The sequence below is a fragment of the uncultured Microbacterium sp. genome (assembly GCF_947489255.1).
GTDB classification, from domain to species: Bacteria; Actinomycetota; Actinomycetes; order Actinomycetales; family Microbacteriaceae; genus Microbacterium; species Microbacterium phycohabitans.
The window spans coordinates 1-18,119 of record NZ_CANLCY010000007.1 but is presented as its reverse complement, the minus strand read 5'-3'; the positions used below and the strand labels follow the sequence as shown (position 1 = coordinate 18,119).

At 66.0% G+C, this 18,119-nt stretch carries 20 protein-coding genes; 14 read left to right on the top strand and 6 right to left on the bottom strand.

All coding sequences use genetic code 11. The annotated features are described in order from the left end of the window. The first annotated feature begins 302 nt into the window (after window positions 1–302). From Q0818_RS16130 to Q0818_RS16110, 5 genes are all read left to right on the top strand, one after another. Window positions 303–968, top strand: a complete 666-nt coding sequence (locus Q0818_RS16130; protein WP_366943187.1) for a copper resistance CopC family protein — start codon at window positions 303–305, stop codon at window positions 966–968. 535 nt (window positions 969–1,503) lie between these two features. After that, on the top strand, window positions 1,504–1,830 hold the full coding sequence (locus Q0818_RS16125; RefSeq protein ID WP_239278227.1) for a M23 family metallopeptidase: 327 nt from the start codon (window positions 1,504–1,506) through the stop codon (window positions 1,828–1,830). Continuing rightward, window positions 1,827–2,279, top strand: coding sequence for a DUF4307 domain-containing protein (locus Q0818_RS16120; RefSeq protein WP_256334328.1), 453 nt, complete (start codon window positions 1,827–1,829; stop codon window positions 2,277–2,279). The genes Q0818_RS16125 and Q0818_RS16120 overlap by 4 nt, the downstream gene beginning before the upstream one ends. Before the next feature lie 11 nt (window positions 2,280–2,290). Further along, entirely contained in the window at window positions 2,291–3,274 is a 984-nt protein-coding gene (gene ccsB, locus Q0818_RS16115; RefSeq protein WP_256334329.1) for a c-type cytochrome biogenesis protein CcsB, read from the top strand. A gap of 236 nt (window positions 3,275–3,510) precedes the next feature. Further along, window positions 3,511–5,217, top strand: a complete 1,707-nt coding sequence (locus Q0818_RS16110; RefSeq protein ID WP_176776671.1) for a cytochrome c oxidase assembly protein — start codon at window positions 3,511–3,513, stop codon at window positions 5,215–5,217. A gap of 71 nt (window positions 5,218–5,288) precedes the next feature. Here Q0818_RS16110 and Q0818_RS16105 read toward each other — a convergent pair whose 3' ends face one another. Both Q0818_RS16105 and Q0818_RS16100 read right to left on the bottom strand, forming a co-directional pair. Then, complete coding sequence (locus Q0818_RS16105; protein WP_076677837.1) at window positions 5,289–5,960, bottom strand: cation transporter; 672 nt, start codon at window positions 5,958–5,960, stop codon at window positions 5,289–5,291. Beyond that, a complete protein-coding gene (locus Q0818_RS16100) occupies window positions 5,957–6,334 on the bottom strand; it encodes a metalloregulator ArsR/SmtB family transcription factor (protein WP_076677834.1) in 378 nt (125 codons plus the stop codon). The genes Q0818_RS16105 and Q0818_RS16100 overlap by 4 nt, the downstream gene beginning before the upstream one ends. Before the next feature lie 89 nt (window positions 6,335–6,423). Between Q0818_RS16100 and Q0818_RS16095 the strand changes: the two genes are divergently transcribed. From Q0818_RS16095 to Q0818_RS16060, 8 genes are all read left to right on the top strand, one after another. After that, window positions 6,424–6,705: a metal-sensitive transcriptional regulator gene (locus Q0818_RS16095; RefSeq protein ID WP_058233655.1), complete on the top strand. Its 282-nt coding sequence runs from the start codon at window positions 6,424–6,426 to the stop codon at window positions 6,703–6,705. 28 nt (window positions 6,706–6,733) lie between these two features. Beyond that, window positions 6,734–7,057, top strand: coding sequence for a cation transporter (locus Q0818_RS16090; RefSeq protein ID WP_058233654.1), 324 nt, complete (start codon window positions 6,734–6,736; stop codon window positions 7,055–7,057). Beyond that, on the top strand, window positions 7,054–9,315 hold the full coding sequence (locus Q0818_RS16085) for a cation-translocating P-type ATPase (RefSeq protein WP_298877284.1): 2,262 nt from the start codon (window positions 7,054–7,056) through the stop codon (window positions 9,313–9,315). Before Q0818_RS16090 ends, Q0818_RS16085 begins: the two co-directional genes overlap by 4 nt. 133 nt (window positions 9,316–9,448) lie before the next feature. Continuing rightward, window positions 9,449–11,506, top strand: coding sequence for a heavy metal translocating P-type ATPase (locus tag Q0818_RS16080; RefSeq protein WP_298877359.1), 2,058 nt, complete (start codon window positions 9,449–9,451; stop codon window positions 11,504–11,506). 93 nt (window positions 11,507–11,599) lie between these two features. Then, on the top strand, window positions 11,600–12,004 hold the full coding sequence (locus Q0818_RS16075; protein ID WP_298877282.1) for a four-helix bundle copper-binding protein: 405 nt from the start codon (window positions 11,600–11,602) through the stop codon (window positions 12,002–12,004). 108 nt (window positions 12,005–12,112) lie between these two features. Then, entirely contained in the window at window positions 12,113–12,565 is a 453-nt protein-coding gene (locus tag Q0818_RS16070; protein WP_164878282.1) for a DUF6153 family protein, read from the top strand. Between the two features lie 88 nt (window positions 12,566–12,653). Further along, the gene (locus Q0818_RS16065; RefSeq protein WP_298877280.1) at window positions 12,654–13,259 is read left to right on the top strand and encodes a DUF305 domain-containing protein; all 606 of its coding nucleotides are present in this window, start codon (window positions 12,654–12,656) and stop codon (window positions 13,257–13,259) included. A gap of 64 nt (window positions 13,260–13,323) precedes the next feature. Then, window positions 13,324–14,196: a F510_1955 family glycosylhydrolase gene (locus Q0818_RS16060; protein WP_239277143.1), complete on the top strand. Its 873-nt coding sequence runs from the start codon at window positions 13,324–13,326 to the stop codon at window positions 14,194–14,196. A gap of 81 nt (window positions 14,197–14,277) precedes the next feature. Here the strand turns inward: Q0818_RS16060 and Q0818_RS16055 are convergent, their stop codons facing one another. The 4 genes from Q0818_RS16055 to Q0818_RS16040 form a co-directional block, all read right to left on the bottom strand. Then, window positions 14,278–14,805 carry a signal peptidase II gene (locus tag Q0818_RS16055; protein WP_058233650.1) on the bottom strand — a complete coding sequence of 176 codons (528 nt, stop codon included), beginning with the start codon at window positions 14,803–14,805 and terminating at the stop codon, window positions 14,278–14,280. After that, complete coding sequence (locus Q0818_RS16050) at window positions 14,802–15,413, bottom strand: cadmium resistance transporter (protein ID WP_058233649.1); 612 nt, start codon at window positions 15,411–15,413, stop codon at window positions 14,802–14,804. The genes Q0818_RS16055 and Q0818_RS16050 overlap by 4 nt, the downstream gene beginning before the upstream one ends. Continuing rightward, complete coding sequence (locus tag Q0818_RS16045) at window positions 15,410–15,742, bottom strand: metalloregulator ArsR/SmtB family transcription factor (RefSeq protein ID WP_108320785.1); 333 nt, start codon at window positions 15,740–15,742, stop codon at window positions 15,410–15,412. Before Q0818_RS16045 ends, Q0818_RS16050 begins: the two co-directional genes overlap by 4 nt. A 243-nt stretch (window positions 15,743–15,985) precedes the next feature. Further along, window positions 15,986–16,375, bottom strand: coding sequence for a heavy metal-responsive transcriptional regulator (locus Q0818_RS16040; protein ID WP_108320786.1), 390 nt, complete (start codon window positions 16,373–16,375; stop codon window positions 15,986–15,988). 101 nt (window positions 16,376–16,476) lie between these two features. On the opposite strand from Q0818_RS16040, the gene merA reads away from it, so the two are divergent. Continuing rightward, entirely contained in the window at window positions 16,477–17,901 is a 1,425-nt protein-coding gene (gene merA / locus Q0818_RS16035) for a mercury(II) reductase (RefSeq protein ID WP_128219030.1), read from the top strand. Window positions 17,902–18,119: the final 218 nt, after the last annotated feature.

Here is an 18,119-nt window from a genome sequence, read left to right as displayed (position 1 = left end):
GTCGAATCTCAATGTCATCCGCTCACCTCGACGCGATCAGCCTCACGTTTTACGTACCGTCCGCTCACACACCACGACGCTGAGCTTGACCGAACTGTCTCTCTCACGGACCTGACCCGTACCGGGGCTCCGAAAATCACACCTTCTCGGCTGATCTGACGCCAACGAAGTTGTAGTCGAACGCAACTTCCCACCCCTTCGGGCGCGGCCGTACAGGTGCACTCGGAGCGTTTCTGATCCGACGCTCGACGACTGCCGTGGGCGCCCAATCCCCGGGCGCCGCAGTCCCACTGAAAGACGCCATGCACACACTTTTCGCCCCCCGTTCGCCTCGCTGGTTCGCAGCCGCCGGCATTGCCGTGACGGCACTATCCCTGATGTTCGTTCTACCCGGTTCGCCGCCGGCTCGTGCTCACGACGCTTTGGTCCAGTCCTCCCCAGCAGCGGACTCAGTCGTCTCAGCGACGCCCGCTGAGGTGTCAATGACATACAGCGGGGAGGTCTTCGACGCCTCCAGCGCCATCGCGGTCGAAGTGATTGACTCCTCAGGAGCGAACGTTGCACTGACGCCTCCGGTCGTCGCTGACACGACGGTGACCCAGGCAGTGAAGCCAGTCACGTCTCCAGCCGTAGTCACGGTGCGATGGCGCGTGGTCTCCAGCGACGGTCACCCCATCAGCGGTGAGTACGCGTTCACGGTTGACGCTCCCGTAACGCCCACGGCGTCCGCCGAACCGGACCCCTCTGCAACCACGGGTGCCCCCTCCTCATCTGAGCAGAGCCCGGCCATCTCGTCGACACCAGAACAAAGCGCGACAGCAGACGCCGTGGCGGAGGTCGAAGAGCCACGGAGCGGAATCGGTCTTCCGCTGTTAGTGACTGGCGTCGCTGTCGTCATTCTGGGCGCGGCGGCGCTTGTGCTTTTCTCGTCCGGACGGCGTCGACGACAGCAGCAGGTGGGGCAGTGAAGGAACACCGTCAATGAGCAGTGAGATTTGGTCGACACACCAGTCACGCCCTCTAACGCGCAGGGAACGGCGCCACGCTGATGAGTTCAGGATGCGTGAGGCGCGGAGCTCCCACGGTCCTGAGGCCGCGCGCGCAATGCGCGCCCGCCCGCTTGTTGCGAGTGCGTTGGCGCTGGCGCTCATGTGTCCTCTGGCGCTGCCGGCGTACGCGGCCTCACCTGTCACGGACTCCGAGCCGACCTTGCAGCAAGCCGCTGCGGACGACTCACAACAATTCACCGTGTCCTCCGCGCTCCCCGCTTCGCCCCTGGACAGGCAGAGCTACGCAGCGACGTCTCAGGAAGAAATTCATCAGAAAAAGGCGCGAGAGGCTGCGGCGGCCGCGGCCGCCGCAGCACGCGCAGCTCGGCCCGCTACCACCTTCGCTGCTGAACGCGCAGTCCCCGTCCTCGCCGCCGGTAGCGGGGTTGTGCGCTGGCCATTGACCTCGACGTTCAGAGTCACGGACCAATTCGGAGCAAGAGGCGGGGCGCACATGGGCACCGACATGGTGACCGCGGGCGGCACGCCAATCTACGCGTCCGTGGCCGGGACAGTCGATGTCTCGAGCGAGAGCTATGGCGCCTACGGCGTCGCTGTCACCGTTGAGTCCGTCGTCAACGGCCAACGTATCCGGGCCGTCTACCCGCACATGCAGTACAACACCCGGCAGGTCGGCAGCGGCCAGGAAGTGCAGGCGGGCCAACTCCTCGGACTCGTCGGAAGCACAGGCCGCTCCACCGCAAACCACTTGCATTTCGAGGTGTCCGTCAACGACGTCACCGTGGATTCCCTGGCGTGGTTGGAAGCGAATGCTCAGTGACTAAACGCGCCATTACAAAGCGCGGCGGCAGGCGCCGCGCCGCACCGCAGCGAACGGCACTGCAAAAGAAACTCGACGATCGATACGGCCGCACTTCGCTTCCCTGGCGTCGCCGAGCTTTCTGGATCAGTGTTGCTGTGTTCGCGGTGGCTGCCATTGCCTACCTGGTCTGGATCACACTTCAAAATAGCTTGGACGACATCTCCATCGCCGAGACCGGCTACCTCGTCGTCGATGAGCGGGCTGTGACGGTGTCCTTTCAAGCCACCCCTCCCTCCGGCGCACGGTTCGCGTGCGCCATCCAAGCCCTGGACGAGGATTTCGGCGTCGTGGGGTGGCGGGTCGTCGAGTACGCCCCCTTCCCCGAGACCACTCGATCCTTCACCGAGCGCGTTCCGACTCTCGCCCTGGCAACCACCGGCACCGTCAAAGAGTGCTGGACAATCTAAGGATTCCACCCGTGACCGAATCATCCGCCCTCACCCTTGATGGGCTGTCCCTGCTGATGGTGTGGACGGCCATCGGCGTTTACGCGCTCGCCTTTGCGGCGTATGCCATCGACCTTGCCGTGCGCGTGTCTCGCGTCGAGGCGCCCGCTGCGGAACTCGTGACGGTCGGGGACGTGGCTCCACCGGTGGCGCCCCCGGCGGCCGCGGTGCAATTGCAAGTGCCGCCACGTGAGCGCGAACGTCTCGTATGGGCACGTATCGGAACCGCCCTCACCATTTTGGGATTCGCGCTGCAGCTGAGCGGGGATGTCCTCCGAGGCATCGCCGCAGCTCGTGTGCCGTGGGCGAACATGTACGAATTCGCACTCACCGGCACTCTTCTCATCGTCGGCGTGTTCCTTTTCGCCCTTCGGCGGTACGACCTGCGTTTCCTCGGCTCCTTCTTGCTTGGGATGGTCGTCCTTCTTCTGGGTGGTGCGACCTTGGGGTTCTACGTCGAGGTCACCCCTCTGATGGACCCGCTGCGTAGCGTGTGGCTTGTCATCCACGTCTTCGTGGCCTCCCTTGCGACTGCGCTGTTCGCCATCGCGTGCGGCCTGTCCGTGACGCAACTTCTGCAACACCGGCGTGAGAGTCGCCCCTCCGTCAACACGCGGCGGGGCCTGCTTCGAACCCTGCCCACCTCTGAAGATCTGGAAGCCCTGGCTTACCGGTTCGCCATCATTGGCTTCATCTTCTGGACCTTCACCCTGATTGCCGGCGCGATTTGGGCAAACGACTCCTGGGGACGCTTCTGGGGTTTTGATACCAAAGAGGTGTGGACTTTCATCATCTGGGTGCTGTACGCCGGGTACATCCACGCTCGTGCCACCCGTGGATGGCGCGGTAACCGTTCTGCGTGGCTGTCTATCGTGGGGTTCGCTGCGGTGCTGTTCAACTTCACCGCCGTGAACATGTTCTTCAAGGGTCTGCATGCCTATTCGGGGCTGAACTGATGCCTACTTCCGGCGCTAAGCTCGGGCACGCCCACTCGACGGTAAGGGTGGGGGCACCTGGCTCCACGCGGCTTCCGTCTCTGCAACCGCGCCGGTGGAACGTGTACCGCGTGATTGCGCTCATCATCCTCGTCGTCAGCGCAGTCGCTGCCTTGGTGTGCGCTCTCGCAGTCGGCGGTGGCGCTGCCCCCTTGCAACTGGCCGACGCCGGGCCCCTCGCACGGTGGGGGCTGCCAGTGTCAAAGCTCGTCGTGAACATGAGCGCCGCGGGAATGGGAGGGGCGCTCTTTGTCGCCTTGTTCTCGTTGCGCGTCGAACAGCGCGGGTTTGAATTGGCGTTGGATGTTGCTGCGCTATCTGCCGCCATCTTCACCGTGGCATCTGCTGCTACTGGCTTCTTCAGCTTCATGGTCATCTTCAACCCCGCTTTGAATGCCGGTCCCGAATTTGGGTCTCAGCTTGGCCGGTACCTCGTGCAGACCGAGGGGGGACGTGTGTGGTTGATGACGACCATCGCGGGTGCCATTCTCGCGGTGCTCACATTTGCGGTGCGTTCGTGGGGCGGGACAGCAACCGTGGCACTTCTCGCGCTGGCAGCGCTTGTCCCGATGGGAACACAAGGCCATTCAGGTGATGAGGCCTCTCACCAGCAAGCCACGACAGCCATCGTCATACACCTCATCGCCGCAGCGGTCTGGCTCGGTGGTCTGCTGCTGCTGGCGATCATTCGTTCCGTCACTTCCAAGAGTGAGATGGCGACAGTTCTGATGCGGTACTCCACCATCGCCGTTATTGCCTTCGCGCTCGTCGCGTTCTCGGGCACGGTTCGAGCCGCCATCGGCCTAGAAACTCTCGGTGCTCTCGCCTCCCCTTACGGCCTCATCCTCATCGTCAAGGTTGTAGCCCTCACCGCCATCGGTGTTCTGGGGGCGATCTACCGACTGCGTCTACTCCGAAGGATGCGCGCCAACCCCAGCGACGCCAAGACTTTCTGGCTGCTGTTGTGTGCGGAGTTGGGATTGATGGGGATGGCTAGTGGAGCGGCTGCCGCTCTCGCGAGAACACCGCCGCCGATTCTCCCCGAACCTGCAGGCGCGCTCACACCCGCTGAGGTACTCACCGGCGCTCCGCTACCTCCTGAGTGGACTATGTCGCGTTGGTTCACGGCGTGGAGCCCCGACCTGCTGTGGTTAGTTGCCGCCGTGCTCGGACTCATCTTCTACGTGAGCGCTGTGCTGCGGCTAAAGGCGCGTGGGTACCGATGGAACCCCTGGCGGGCGACCGCGTGGGTGGCAGGGACGCTCCTCTTGGTATGGGTCACTAGCGGAGCGTTGGGCGCTTACCGTAGCTACATCTACAGTGCGCACGTTCTTGGGATAGTCATTCTCCTTGTCGGGGTGGTGCCCCTTCTCGCAGCCGGGGCGCCAATCGAGCTCGCCCGCAAGGCAGCCCATCGCCGCGAAGACGGCAGCAGGGGAGGGTATGAATGGGCGCAGGTGCTCATGCATTCGCGAGGTGTGCGTTTCGCTTCGGCACCCGTGGTCGCTGTCCCGGCCACCGCGATGTTGATTTGGCTGCTTTTCAGTTCTGACCTCCTCCGTTGGACAGTAGGGGATCTCCTAGGGCGGCAAATGGCGACGGCAGCAACCCTCGTCGTGGGATCTCTGCTCGTGCGTGGCTTGATAGGTGGTGACGGGTCCAGCCGCCGGCCGACACAGATGAAGCTGCTGATGGTCGTCGGTTTAGCTGTGGCGATGGCGGTTGTATCTGTGTACATCTCTACTGCCGGTCTAGTAGCCGCCGACTGGTTCGGTGCGATGGGCCGCACCTGGGGTAGAGCACCAGCCGAAGACCAAGACTTCGGTGGAGTGGTGCTGGCTGCTGGCTCCGCGATCGCGGTCGTTCTGGGTGGGTGGGTGGTGTTCCTCTCCCGTGCGCGGTAGAACGACGTCCTAGATTCCTCATGCGGCGTGCGACAGAAGCCGTCATGGCTGATCTGAGGTGCTCTACCCGCTCAGCGGTGATGGTCGTCGTCGTGCTCCTCCTCGAGGAGCATCCCCACGGAGGTGGCGCAGGCGTCACCGCGCCATGCCTCGATACCCTCTCGGATTGCGAAGGCGGCGATGACGAGTCCGGCGATCGCATCGGCCCACCACCAGCCGAACAGGCTGTTGACAATGAGGCCGACGAGAACCGCGGCGGACAGGTAGGTGCAGATGAGGGTCTGCTTGGAGTCGGCCACAGCGGTTGCCGATCCCAGCTCGCGGCCCGCGCGTCGTTCCGCCAGCGAGAGGAATGGCATGATGACGACGCTGAGCGCGGTGAGCACGATTCCGACAGTGGAGTGCTGCACGTCGACCTGGCCCACGAGCGCGAGCACCGACGTCGCGGTGACGTAGGCGGCGAGGGCGAAGAACGCCACGGCGATGACGCGCAGCGTGCCCTTCTCCCACCGCTCGGGGTCGCGGCGGGTGAACTGCCAGGCCACGGCTGCCGCCGAGAGGACCTCGATCGTGGAGTCCAGGCCGAACCCGATCAGCGCAGCCGATGAGGCGACGGTGCCGGCGGTGATCGCGACGACGGCCTCAATGAGGTTGTAGGCGATCGTCGCGGTGACGATCCACTTGATGCGGCGTTGGAGAGTGTGCCGGCGGTCGTCTGTGGGGCGAGAGGTCGTGGTGGTCATGCGCAGGTGCAGCTTTCTCCGGCGCAGCAGCCCGGTTCGACATAGAGGACGACGCGTAGCAGCTCGTCCAAGGCGGGTGAGAGGTGAGAGTCAGCAAGCCGATACCAGGTGCGCCGCCCATCCGGCACAGCCTCCACGAGCCCGCACCCTCGAAGGCACGCGAGCTGGTTCGACATGACCTGTCGGGAGACGCCGAGAGCGTCCGCTAGGTCGGAGGGGTAGGCGGGTGCTTCCCGCAGTGCCAGCAGCACGCCCGCGCGCGTGGAGTCGGAGAGCGCGTGGCCGAGGCGCGCGAGCGCGGCGGTATGCGTCACGGTGGCAGTCGCAGTGGCTGTGGACACGTGTCGACAGTACAGGACTTGCTGAATAATCATCCCCGGTTGGGCGGCCCACTCCGGTGGACGCGCGCAGGGGGATGAATAGGAGTGTTGCGCTACATACCCTAGGGGGGTATGGTATCTAGGTGAACGGATACGAGGGCAACAAAGACGACCTCCAGAAGCGGCTGCGTCGCGTCGAGGGTCAGGTACGAGGGATCGCCCGAATGGTCGATGAAGACAAGTACTGCATCGACATCCTTACGCAGGTCTCCGCCGCGACGAAGGCTTTGGAGACGGTTGCTCTATCCCTGCTCGGGGATCACCTCCGCCACTGCGTCGCGGAGGCGAGCGCAGAGGGCGGCCAGGTTGCCGCAGAGAAGATTCGTGAGGCCAACGACGCGATTGCACGGCTCGTCCGTTCCTGATCCCGCACCGACCCCAGAGGAGCAAATCATGACCGACCGCATCGACCTCGGCCTGAAAGACACCAACGCCGGCTGCGCTTGCTGCGCCACGTCCGCAGCGACAGACGCACCCGCGTCCACCGCGGCGACGGTGACAGAAGACGTCCTGGTGACCGGAATGACATGCTCGCACTGCGTGTCGAGCGTCACGGAGGAGCTGACTGCGATCGACGGTGTCGAGAATGTCACGGTAGACCTCAACGCCGGCGGTACGTCGCGCGTCACCATCCACAGCTTGACCCCGATCGATGCCGCCGCAGTGCGGGCCGCGGTGGAGGAGGCCGGCTACACCCTGGCCGGCGCACCCGCATGAGCGCGGTCGACGTCGAACTCGATATTTCCGGGATGACATGCGCGTCGTGTGCGACCCGGATTGAACGCAAGCTGAACAAGCTTCCCGGTGTGGAAGCAACGGTGAACTACGCCACCGAAAAAGCACGTGTTCGCGGGAACGACGTCGACCCTGCCACCCTGATCGCCGCCGTCGAATCCGCGGGGTACCAGGCGGCTCTCCCCGCACCGCCACCGAGCGGTGATATCGATGAGAACACCCCAAACCGAGAGGACGGCGAGGTCGGGGCGCTACGGCGGCGTCTGCTGATTAGTGCCGCCCTGTCGCTGCCGGTGGCAGTGTTGTCGATGGTCCCGGCGTTGCAGTTCGAGTACTGGCAGTGGCTTGCCCTCACTCTCACCGCCCCGGTGGCGGTCTGGGGCGCGTGGCCGTTCCACCGGGCCGCGGCCGTCAACGCCCGACACGGCGCGGCGACCATGGACACCCTCATCAGCGTTGGCGTCATCGCCGCATTCGGGTGGTCCCTTTACGCGCTGTTCTTCGGTGGCGCAGGCGTGCCCGGCATGACGATGACGTTCACCCTCGTCGGTACCCCGCAGGCCGGGGGCCACGAAATCTATCTGGAAGTGGCCGCGCTGGTCACCGTCTTTATCCTGGCCGGGCGGTATGCCGAAGCGCGCGCGAGGAAATCATCGTCGGAGGCGTTACGGGCGCTGCTGGAGATGGGCGCGAAGCACGCCACGCAGCTCGTCGACGGCGCCGAACGGATGGTGCTGGTCGCGCAGCTGTCGGTCGGAGACACTGTGCTCGTTCGACCGGGGGAGAAGATTCCCTCCGACGGGCTGGTGATCGATGGTGCCTCCGCCGTCGATGCCAGCATGCTCACCGGAGAATCAGTCCCCGTCGAGGTGACGACTGGGTCGCGTGTCGTAGGAGCGACGGTGAATGTCGGCGGCCGCCTCACCGTAGAAATCACCCGGGTCGGCGCCGACACCGAGCTCGCGCGCATGCGCCGGCTGATGGAGGAAGCCCAAACCGGCAAGGCCAAGGTGCAACGCATCGCTGACCGGGTGTCGGCCGTGTTCGTCCCGATCGTCATCGGACTTGCCGCCGCCGCCTTCGTCGGCTGGATGATCGCTGGGGCATCGCTGGAACAAGCGTTCACCGCCGCGGTCGCGACACTAATCATCGCGTGCCCGTGCGCGCTTGGCCTCGCCACCCCCACCGCCCTCTTGGTGGGCACCGGCCGGGGCTCGCAGCTGGGAATCTTGATCCGTGGACCGCAGGTGCTGGAGCAGACCCGCACCGTCGACACCATCGTGCTCGACAAGACCGGCACCGTGACCACCGGCAAGATGACCGTCACCACCGTTCACCCCGCCCCTGGTGTCACCCGGGACGAGCTGCTGCGGGTCGCCGCTGCGGTCGAGGCGGGCTCCGAGCATCCCGTCGCCCGCGCGATCACCGCCACCGCGCCTGGTGCATATGCGGACAGCTTCGCCTCGCACGCCGGGTTCGGTGTGCAGGGGATCGTGGACGGCGCCGCGGTGGTCGCGGGCCGCGCCTCCTGGCTGGCCGAGCAGTGGGGCATCCGCCCACCGTCGGAGGCCGCAGCGGAGCTGAACACGCTCGCTCGTACCAGTACCGCAATCGCGGTCGGCCGCGACGGGCAGTACCTGGGCGCGATCGGCGTGGCGGACACGGTGAAGCCGACCAGCTCGACCGCCATCGCACGGTTCCGCGCACTCGGGCTGCGCCCGGTGCTCCTCACCGGCGACAACGACACCACGGCCGCACGGATCGCCGCTGAGGTCGGCATCTCCGACGTGCACGCCGGCGTCACCCCCGCCGGGAAGCTCGAAGTGATCCGCCGGCTCCAAAACGATGGCCACGTGGTCGCAATGGTCGGTGACGGCGTCAACGACGCCGCGGCCCTCGCCGCAGCCGACCTCGGCCTTGCGATGGGGGGCGGCACGGACGCGGCGATCGCCGCCAGTGACATCACGATCGTCTCCGGCGACCTGACCGTCGTGGCCGACGCGATCCGACTCTCCCGCCGCACCCTCCGCACCATCAAGAGCAATCTGTTCTGGGCCTTCGCCTACAACGTCGCCGCCATCCCGATCGCCATGGCCGGGCTGCTGAACCCGCTCGTCGCCGCGGCGGCCATGGCGCTGTCGTCGGTGTTCGTCGTGACCAACAGCCTCCGGCTGCGCCGGTTCCGCCCCGAGCCGGCACCCGTGCACATCGCCCGCACTCCCATTCCCCAACCGGCCTGAATCGTGCGCCGTGGCGGCGCACCCAGCGAAGGAGGCTCCCATGAGCCAGCACGAACATCACAACCACTCGGCCCGCACGAACCACCAGGGCCACAACGCTCCGGCGGCAACGGCAGTACACGACCACGCAGCGATGGGCCACCCGCACGGCACGGATGATCGGGCACCTGCGGCGGGGCACGCCGGGCACGGTCACGCCGACCACGGCGGTCACGCCGGTCACGGTGATCACGTCGCCCGGTTCCGGCGGCTGTTCTGGATCATGCTGGTTCTCGCGGTGCCGGTCGTGGCTTTCTCCAGCATGTTCTCGATGCTGATCGGCTACCCGCTGCCGGACGCGGCGTGGGTGGGATGGGTGTCCCCGATTCTCGGGACCGTCATGTATGTCTGGGGTGGCGCCCCGTTCCTTACCGGCGCCGTCAGCGAGCTGCGCGCCCGCAAGCCCGGCATGATGCTTCTCATTGCCCTCGCGATCACCGTCGCGTTCCTCGCGTCCTGGGGGGCAAGCCTCGGGCTGTTGCACCACGAGTTGGACTTCTGGTGGGAGCTGGCGCTGCTGGTCGTCATCATGCTTCTCGGGCACTGGATCGAGATGCGATCCCTCGCCCAGACCACCTCCGCCCTCGACTCCCTCGCCGCGCTCCTGCCCGACGAGGCCGAGAAGGTGGACGGGGAAACCACCGTCACCGTCGCCCCCGCTGAGCTGCAGGTCGGTGACGTGGTTGTGGTCCGCCCCGGTGGGCGGGTTCCCGCGGACGGGCGGATCGTGCAGGGCTCGGCCAGCATGGACGAGTCGATGATCACCGGAGAATCCCGCCCCGTTCGCCGCGGCGACGGCGATCAGGTCGTCGCCGGCACGGTCGCTACCGATTCCGGAGTTCGCGTAGAAATCACCGCGGTCGGACAGGACACCGCCCTCGCCGGCATCCAGAAGCTTGTCACCGAAGCCCAAAACTCCTCCTCTCGCGCGCAGCGGCTCGCGGACCGTGCTGCGGGGTGGCTGTTCTGGTTCGCGCTCGGCGCGGCAGCGGTCACCGCTGTGGTGTGGTCCCTGGTGGGATTCCCCGACGAAGCGGTCATCCGCACCATCACCGTTCTGGTCATCGCCTGCCCGCACGCCTTGGGACTGGCGATCCCGCTCGTCGTGTCGATCGCCACGGAGCGTGCCGCGCGCGGCGGTGTTCTGATCAAGGACCGTCTCGCGCTGGAAAGCATGCGCACCGTCGACACGGTGCTGTTCGACAAGACCGGCACACTCACCAAGGGAACGCCGGCCGTCACCGCGATCGACCCTGCCGAAGGGGTCGATGCAGACGAACTGCTGGCTTTGGCCGCCGCCGCCGAGGCGGACTCTGAACACCCCCTTGCTCGGGCGATCGTGAACGCCGCGAAAGAGAAGCAGCTCACCGTGCCCTCCTCCAACGACTTTGAATCGTCCCCGGCCGTCGGTGTCCGCGCGCACGTCACCGGGCGCACCGTCCAGGTCGGCGGCCCCTACATGCTCGAGCAGGAGAAGGCCGCTGAGCGGTCGATCGCGAACGAGTGGCGCAAGGAGGGTGCGATCATCCTCCACGTTCTCATCGACGGGCAGGTGGCAGGAGCGCTGCGCCTGGCGGATGAGATCCGCCCCGAATCGCGCGCTGCGGTCGACGCGCTGCACCAGCGGGGCGTGCAGGTGGTCATGATCACCGGAGACGCCGAAGCGGTTGCCGCCTCCGTCGCCGCCGACCTCGGCATCGACCGCTTCTTCGCGGGGGTCCGCCCAGAAGACAAGGCATCCAAGGTCAAGCAGCTCCAGAACGAATCCCGCAAGGTCGCCATGGTCGGTGACGGGGTGAACGACGCACCCGCCCTCGCACAAGCCGATGTCGGTATCGCCATCGGCGCGGGCACCGACGTCGCCATCGCGTCCGCCGGGGTCATCCTCGCCAGCGACGACCCCCGCTCCGTGCTGTCCGTGATCGACCTGTCGCGGGCCAGCTACCGGAAGATGAAGCAGAACCTGTGGTGGGCCGCCGGATACAACCTCATCTCCGTCCCCCTCGCCGCCGGAGTGCTCGCCCCTATCGGGTTCGTCCTCCCCATGTCCGTCGGAGCGATCCTGATGTCGCTGTCCACGATCGTCGTCGCGCTCAACGCGCAACTCCTGCGTCGGCTCGACCTCAGCCCGCAAGCCGTCGCCGCGAAGTAGTTTCCCCGCGCCCGCAACCCCCCGGATCGTCCCCGTCGCCCGCTCGTATCGTGGCAGGCGCCGGGGACGGTCCCCGGGAAAGGACCAGCGAACATGACTGCTATCGATCAGATGCTCACTACTCACCCCAAGGCCGCGTCCATTGAGGCCGCGGACGTACTCGCCCGCTGCATTGAGGCGTGCATCGAATGCGCGCAGACCTGCACCGCGTGTGCCGACGCGTGCTTGTCGGAGGGCATGGTGGCCGAGCTGGTGACGTGCATCACCAAAAACGCCAACTGCGCCGACGTCTGCGCCGCGACCGGTGCGGTGCTTTCTCGACAGACGACGGTGGACGTCGAGGTGGTTCGCGCTGTTGTGGAGGCATGCCGTACCGCGTGTGCCGCGTGCGCGCAGGAATGTGAGCAGCACGCCGACATGCACGAGCACTGCCGGGTCTGCGCAGAGGCATGCCGCCGCTGCGAGCAGGCGTGCAGCGCCCTCCTCGCGGCGTTGTAACCCACCAGTTCCCGTCACCCACTCGCGGGCAAAGCGCGCGTTGGCCGTCAAGCGGCCCACCCGCCCTCGCCGGCGAAAGTTAGCCTAGAAACCGACCAGGAGGTGAAGATGTCGCTGATTACCCTCGCGCAGCATGTGCGTGGCCAGCGTGCATTCACCCGCACCCTGCTGATGGTGATCGCTGTAACCGGCGCCGTCATCGTGGGGCTCCTGGCAATGCACTCCCTCAACACCCACACCACCGCCTCCGGACATGGCGACACGGTGGCTGTCGCGGGAGAGGTATCGACCCATCACGATGCGGCGCCCCTCTCCGCCCAGCTGAACACGACCGCTGCCCACGACGACGGCTGCGGCGACTGTGGCGACGATCACGCCATGGCCTGGATGGCGTGCGTGTTGGCGCTGCTTGTCAGCGTGCTCGTGCTCGCACGTCACCGTATCGGGTGGCGCATTACCGTCCGAGACGACGTACTCCGCGCGGTACAGGCCCGGTGGCCCGCGCCCGCACAGATTGTCCCGCCACCTTCCCTCACGGTTCTCTGCATCAGTCGCACGTGATGACGCGTACGCCCGCCTTCCGCGCGGGCAACGCATCTTCCCGCACGACAACCGTCGTGCCTCATCACCGACTGATGGAGAACACACCATGAAGACCCGCGCCGCGGCGACCGCCGCGTTCACTCTCGCCGCCCTGCTCACTCTCGCCGGATGCTCCGGCGGGACCACCTCGGGCGGCAGCATGCCCGGAATGGACCACGGCAGCAGCAGCAGTGCTAGCCCCGCGCAGTCAGCGGACGCCAACGAGGCGGATGTCATGTTCGCCAGCATGATGATCGAGCACCACACTCAAGCGATCGAGATGTCCGACACGCTCCTGTCGAAAGACGGCATCGACGAGCGCGTCACCGCCCTGGCGGAGCAGATCAAGGCCGCTCAAGAACCTGAAATTGCGACCATGGAAGGGTGGCTGGAGGACTGGGGAGCCAGCTCCTCCGACATGGGCGGCATGGACCACAGCGGCGGCGGCATGATGAGCGAGGACGACATGCAGGCCCTCGAGCAGGCCACCGGCACGGACGCCGCCCGACTGTTCCTTCAGCAGATGATCGAACACCACCGCGGCGCGATCGAGATGGCCCAGGAAGAGGCCAGCAACGGCCAGAACAGCGACGCCGTCGCCCTGGCCAACCAGATCGTCGAATCGCAGACGTCCGAAATCGCGACCATGGAGGAGCTTCTGGCAACTCTCTGATCACCCGGGTGGGGCGCGGAAAACCACCGCGCCCCACCACCCGATCAGACGAAACGCACCCCCAATGCAGCACCACCACACCAACCTCACCGCGCCGGGCTCCCGCACCCGCGCCTTGTCCTTGGTCACCCTCGTCCCCATGGTCGCGCTCGCTCTCGCAGGCTGCGCCGGTTCACCGTCCCTCACCGGTGACGACCACCCTGAGCAGCCGCTCACACACGTGCACGGCATCGTTGATGACCCCGCCACCGATGGGTTCCTTATCGGAACCCACGAGGGCATCTTCACCGTCACCCGTGACGGTGAGCTGGGCGCCCGCCTGGCGAAGACGGACTTCGACGCGATGGGCCTGACCGTCCTTGACGACACACTCGTGGCATCTGGCCACCCCGGTCGGACCACCCCGCCCGAGCTGGGAGCCCCCAACCTGGGCATCATCCGAAGCTCCGACAACGGGCAGAGCTGGCAACCCACCGCATTCACAGGCGAGAAAGACTTTCACGCCCTCGCCGCGGACCCCCGCGGAACGCTCTACGGCGTCGCCACCGACGCCAATGAAATGCTCACCAGCACAGACGGCGGTGTCTCCTGGCAGCCCACCGGGGCACCCGTCTACGCCATGTCGCTCGCCGTTGACGCAGCAGGGCGAGTGATGGCCTCCACCGCGGATGGTCTGCTGGTCAGCACCGACCGGGCTGCCACATTTCAGGCGTGGCCGGATGCTCCCCTTCTTGCCGGGCTCAGCGCCTCCCCGGACCACAACCGCGTGGTCGGTATCGGCACCCAGGGACGGATCTGGGCCACAACCGCGGGAGCGCAGAACTGGTTCGAAGTCGGAACGATCCACGGCACCGCCCAAGCCGTCACCATCACCAACAACGGCGACATCCTCGTCGTCGATGACAGCGGCCTGAGCCTCATCCCCTACCAGCAGTAACGCGCATCGCGGCGGGCACCGCCCTCCGCCACCCGCGAAGGGCCCGCACGAATACCCGTGCGGGCCCTCCTCGTTCCCAGATCAGCCGCGGTGCTGGGAACCGTCACCGGTGCTCCCGCTGATGGGAGCGTGGTCTCGACGGAGCAGATACAAGGCTGCCCACCCGAGCAGGCCGAGCGTTGTGAAGATGTCAGCCACGTTGAAGATGGCGAACCAGTCGACAGCGATGAAGTCGACCACCTCTCCGCTGAGCGGTCCGGTTTCAGCGCGTGTGGTGCGGTCCCACAGGTTGCCGATCGCGCCGCCGGCGGCGGCAGCCAGCAGCGCAGTAGCGCCCATGCTCTGCCTCCGCAGCACTCGGATGACGATCCACGTGAGCAGCGCGGCGACAAGGACCATAACGCCGACGACAAGCGGCGCTCCCACATCGCCGCCGAGACCGAATGCGACCCCAGGGTTGAACACGAGGCGCAGGGATACGCCCAGCCCAAGGTCGATATCACGGCCTCCGTCGAGGTAGGACAGGGCCCACGCTTTGGTGAGTTGGTCGACCGTGAAGGCGGCAACTACGGCAGCAGCGGCAGCGAGGAGGCGTGTGAACCTGCTCACGACAGGACTTCGATGAGGCGAACGATCACGCCGGACTCGATCAGGATGTACAGGCCCAGCCCGATGAACACGGCCGGCACGAGCCAGTGCTCGATCTTCTCGAGGGCTTCTGTGACGGCTTTGCTGGTACCTACGAAGCGGGCGACAAGGCACCACACGGCGACCAGGACCAAGAACACGATGATGGTGACGATGGTGTCCGGAACCGGGTTGGTGCGGAACACAGGGGTGTACAGCGAGATGTTGTCGGCGCCGTTTGCGATGGTGATGCCGGCAACTCCGAGCAGGCCCCCGGCGCTGATGGAGCTTTCGTCGTCGTCGTCATCGTCGCCGCGACGTCGGAGCGTACGAATCAGCCCGTACACACCGATCGCAAGTGGGACCAGGCCCAGCAGCCCGACCCATTCATCCGGAACGATGGTGAGGCCTGCGGCGGCGAGGCTGCTGATTGCGACCAGAGCGATGAAGCCGAGGTACTGTCCGGCCACGACCTTCCATCCCGGGAGGGCTCCGCGTGCGGACGCGAGAAACAGAACGGTGAGGACGACGATGTCGTCGATGTTCGTCGCCGCGAACAGGCCGATGGCGGCCACGATGGTTCCGATCATCGGGCGTCGCTCCCGTACGTCTTGCACAGATCGACCTTGAAACCCGTCGCGGCGAGGAGTCGCTCGGCCGCTTCGAGAACATCGATCACCTCGGGAGTGGAGACAGAGTAAAAGTTCTGTCGGCCCTCACTGCGGGCAACAACGAGTCCGCATTCGCGGAGGCATCCAACGTGCTCTGACACGGTTGACTGCGCCAAGCCGAGTTCGTCGGTGAGGTCCCTCACCCGCGCTTCACCAACGGACAGCCGACGCAGGATCGTCAGGCGACTGTGATCGGCAAGAGAGTGGAACAGAGATACAGCAGCTGCGAGCTCTTGTGTCATCGGCATGTGACGATCATATCGGTAACTGCCGATTAATAAGTGGTGCGAAACCGATCGGTTTCGCACCACCCACGGGGCAATCGACGAGGTGCCGGAATGTTGTGACTGATGACGCTCTTTGGCGGTGTTCTTGCAGTGCTGTTTGGCGGCGGTCATCCGATGTCGCGGTGATGGTCTCGAGTCCGTCCTCTCCGCCCGGGGATCACCGGAGACGACTCATAGTTCTCAGACCTCTCGATCGGGGCGCTGCTATAGGTAGCGGCAGACCTGGTCGGTGCTGCAGGTGTCGGGCTCGACGTGGTCTGCCTGGTCGCGTAGCGCGGCGAGGGTGTCGCGGAGGTCGTGGAGCTGTGCGAGTTGCTGGTCGATGTCAGCGAGGCGTGTGTCGAGCAGGTCGCGAACATGGTTGCAGGGGGCTTGGCCGTGGTCGCGGATGTCGAGGATCTGCCGGATTTGGGCCAGGGTGAGTCCGGCTGCTTGACCGCGGTGGATGAAGTTGATACGGGCAAGCGCCGCAGTCGTGTAGTCGCGGTAGCCGCTGGGTGTGCGCTCGGTCGCGGGTAGGAGTCCCTGGTCTTCGTAGAACCGCAGCGTCTTTGCGGTCGTCTCGGCCGCCTCAGCGAGTTCACCGATCCGCATTATAGACGCTCCTTCGTCAGAGGACTTGACCTTCCACCGCACAGGAAGGTTGATGATGACTGTAGCAGCGAATGTTCGCGATAGGTCCGGGAGGGATCGGAATGCAGTCGAGGTTTGATCTGGCCGTGATCGGATCGGGTGGTGCGGCGTTCGCCGCTGCGATCCGCGCCACCATGCTGGGCAAGTCGGTGGTGATGGTGGAGCGCGGCACGTTCGGTGGCACGTGCGTGAACACCGGGTGTGTGCCGTCCAAGGCGCTGATCGCTGCCGGTGAGGCCCGCCATGTGGCGGCGGACGCCGGCGCCCGATTCCCAGGGATTGCCGCTACCGCGGGCCCGGTGGACATGCCCGGTCTGGTGCGTGGCAAGCAGGAGCTGGCCGAGGCCATGCGGGGGGAGAAGTACTTCGACGTGGCCGAGGCGTACGGCTGGCCGGTCCGGCAGGGCGACGCAGCCTTCGCTGGCACTCCGGATGCGCCCGTGTTGGAGGTCACCGCTGCCGACGGCACCGTTGAGACCATCGAGACCGCGCATTACCTGATCGCCACGGGCTCCGCCCCCTGGGCCCCGCCCGTCGAGGGGCTCGACGACGTTGGCTACCTGACGTCGACGTCGGCGATGGAGCTGACCGAGGTGCCCGACTCGTTGGTGGTGCTGGGTGGTGGCTCCGTGGCGCTGGAGTTGGCTCAGCTGTTTGCCCGGCTGGGTTCGACGGTGACCATGCTGGTGCGTTCCCGGCTCGCGTCGAAGGAGGAGCCCGAGGTTTCCAAGGCTCTGCAGGAGGTCTTCGCCGACGAGTGCATCCGGGTGGTCCGCCGTGCTGTTCCGCCCCGGGTCGTCCGAGACACCGCCACCGGTCAGGTCGTTGTCACGGCGGAGGTCTCCGGCGGTGAGCAGGAGTTCCGTGCGGACGAGATCCTCGTCGCGCTCGGACGCCGCCCGGTCACGGCAGGACTCAACCTCGACGTCGTCGGGGTGAAGACCGGCGACGCCGGACAGGTCGTCGTCACCGACGAACTGCGAACCTCCAACCCTCGGGTCTGGGCAGCCGGGGATGTCACCGGGCACCCCGAGTTCGTCTACGTCGCGGCACGCCACGGCACGCTGGTCGCCGAGAACGCCTTCAACGGAGCGGACGCAGCGGTCGACTACACGCGGATGCCGCGGGTGACGTTCACCAGTCCCGCGATCGGCGCGGTCGGGATGACCGAGAAAGAGGTCATCGCGGCCGGGATCCGCTGCGACTGTCGGGTCCTGCCTCTGCACTATGTGCCTCGTGCGGTGGTGAACCGGGACACCCGCGGGTTCATCAAGATGGTTGCCAACGCCGACACTGGTGAAATCCTCGGCCTCACCGCGGTCGCTCAGGACGCGGGCGAGCTCGCCGCCGCCGGCGTCTACATCCTCGGCAAGACCATCACCGAGGTCGCCGACGCGTGGGCCCCGTATCTGACCATGGCCGAGGGCATCCGTATCGTCGCGAAAGCGTTCACCACCGACGTCTCGAAACTGTCCTGCTGCGCCTGACAGTGCACCGACGCACGCACCCCATCAGAACTGGATCAATTACGATGACGAACCTTGCTACCGACCTGATCGACCGTCTCGCCGGATCCGCCGAGACAACCCTGCTGGTCCCGTTGCTCCGGCTGCTTGCGGATGGTGACTCGGTTAGGCCGTGTTGCTATATCCATTGGAGTGCTGCGGCGAGGTTGAGTCCGGCTGCGTATGAGGTGGCGGTCTTG

Excerpts from the sequence above, each read along its gene's own strand:
- Q0818_RS16070 (WP_164878282.1), top strand. The coding sequence starts at position 12,113 with ATGTCGCTGATTACCCTCGCGCAGCATGTGCGTGGCCAGCGTGCATTC.
- Q0818_RS16060 (WP_239277143.1), top strand. The coding sequence starts at position 13,324 with ATGCAGCACCACCACACCAACCTCACCGCGCCGGGCTCCCGCACCCGC.
- Q0818_RS16075 (WP_298877282.1), top strand. The coding sequence starts at position 11,600 with ATGACTGCTATCGATCAGATGCTCACTACTCACCCCAAGGCCGCGTCC.
- Q0818_RS16050 (WP_058233649.1), bottom strand. The coding sequence starts at position 15,413 with ATGATCGGAACCATCGTGGCCGCCATCGGCCTGTTCGCGGCGACGAAC.
- Q0818_RS16100 (WP_076677834.1), bottom strand. The coding sequence starts at position 6,334 with ATGATTATTCAGCAAGTCCTGTACTGTCGACACGTGTCCACAGCCACT.
- Q0818_RS16065 (WP_298877280.1), top strand. The coding sequence starts at position 12,654 with ATGAAGACCCGCGCCGCGGCGACCGCCGCGTTCACTCTCGCCGCCCTG.
- Q0818_RS16080 (WP_298877359.1), top strand. The coding sequence starts at position 9,449 with ATGGGCCACCCGCACGGCACGGATGATCGGGCACCTGCGGCGGGGCAC.
- merA (WP_128219030.1), top strand. The coding sequence starts at position 16,477 with ATGCAGTCGAGGTTTGATCTGGCCGTGATCGGATCGGGTGGTGCGGCG.
- Q0818_RS16085 (WP_298877284.1), top strand. The coding sequence starts at position 7,054 with ATGAGCGCGGTCGACGTCGAACTCGATATTTCCGGGATGACATGCGCG.
- Q0818_RS16130 (WP_366943187.1), top strand. The coding sequence starts at position 303 with ATGCACACACTTTTCGCCCCCCGTTCGCCTCGCTGGTTCGCAGCCGCC.
- Q0818_RS16090 (WP_058233654.1), top strand. The coding sequence starts at position 6,734 with ATGACCGACCGCATCGACCTCGGCCTGAAAGACACCAACGCCGGCTGC.
- Q0818_RS16105 (WP_076677837.1), bottom strand. The coding sequence starts at position 5,960 with ATGACCACCACGACCTCTCGCCCCACAGACGACCGCCGGCACACTCTC.
- Q0818_RS16045 (WP_108320785.1), bottom strand. The coding sequence starts at position 15,742 with ATGCCGATGACACAAGAGCTCGCAGCTGCTGTATCTCTGTTCCACTCT.
- Q0818_RS16040 (WP_108320786.1), bottom strand. The coding sequence starts at position 16,375 with ATGCGGATCGGTGAACTCGCTGAGGCGGCCGAGACGACCGCAAAGACG.
- Q0818_RS16125 (WP_239278227.1), top strand. The coding sequence starts at position 1,504 with ATGGGCACCGACATGGTGACCGCGGGCGGCACGCCAATCTACGCGTCC.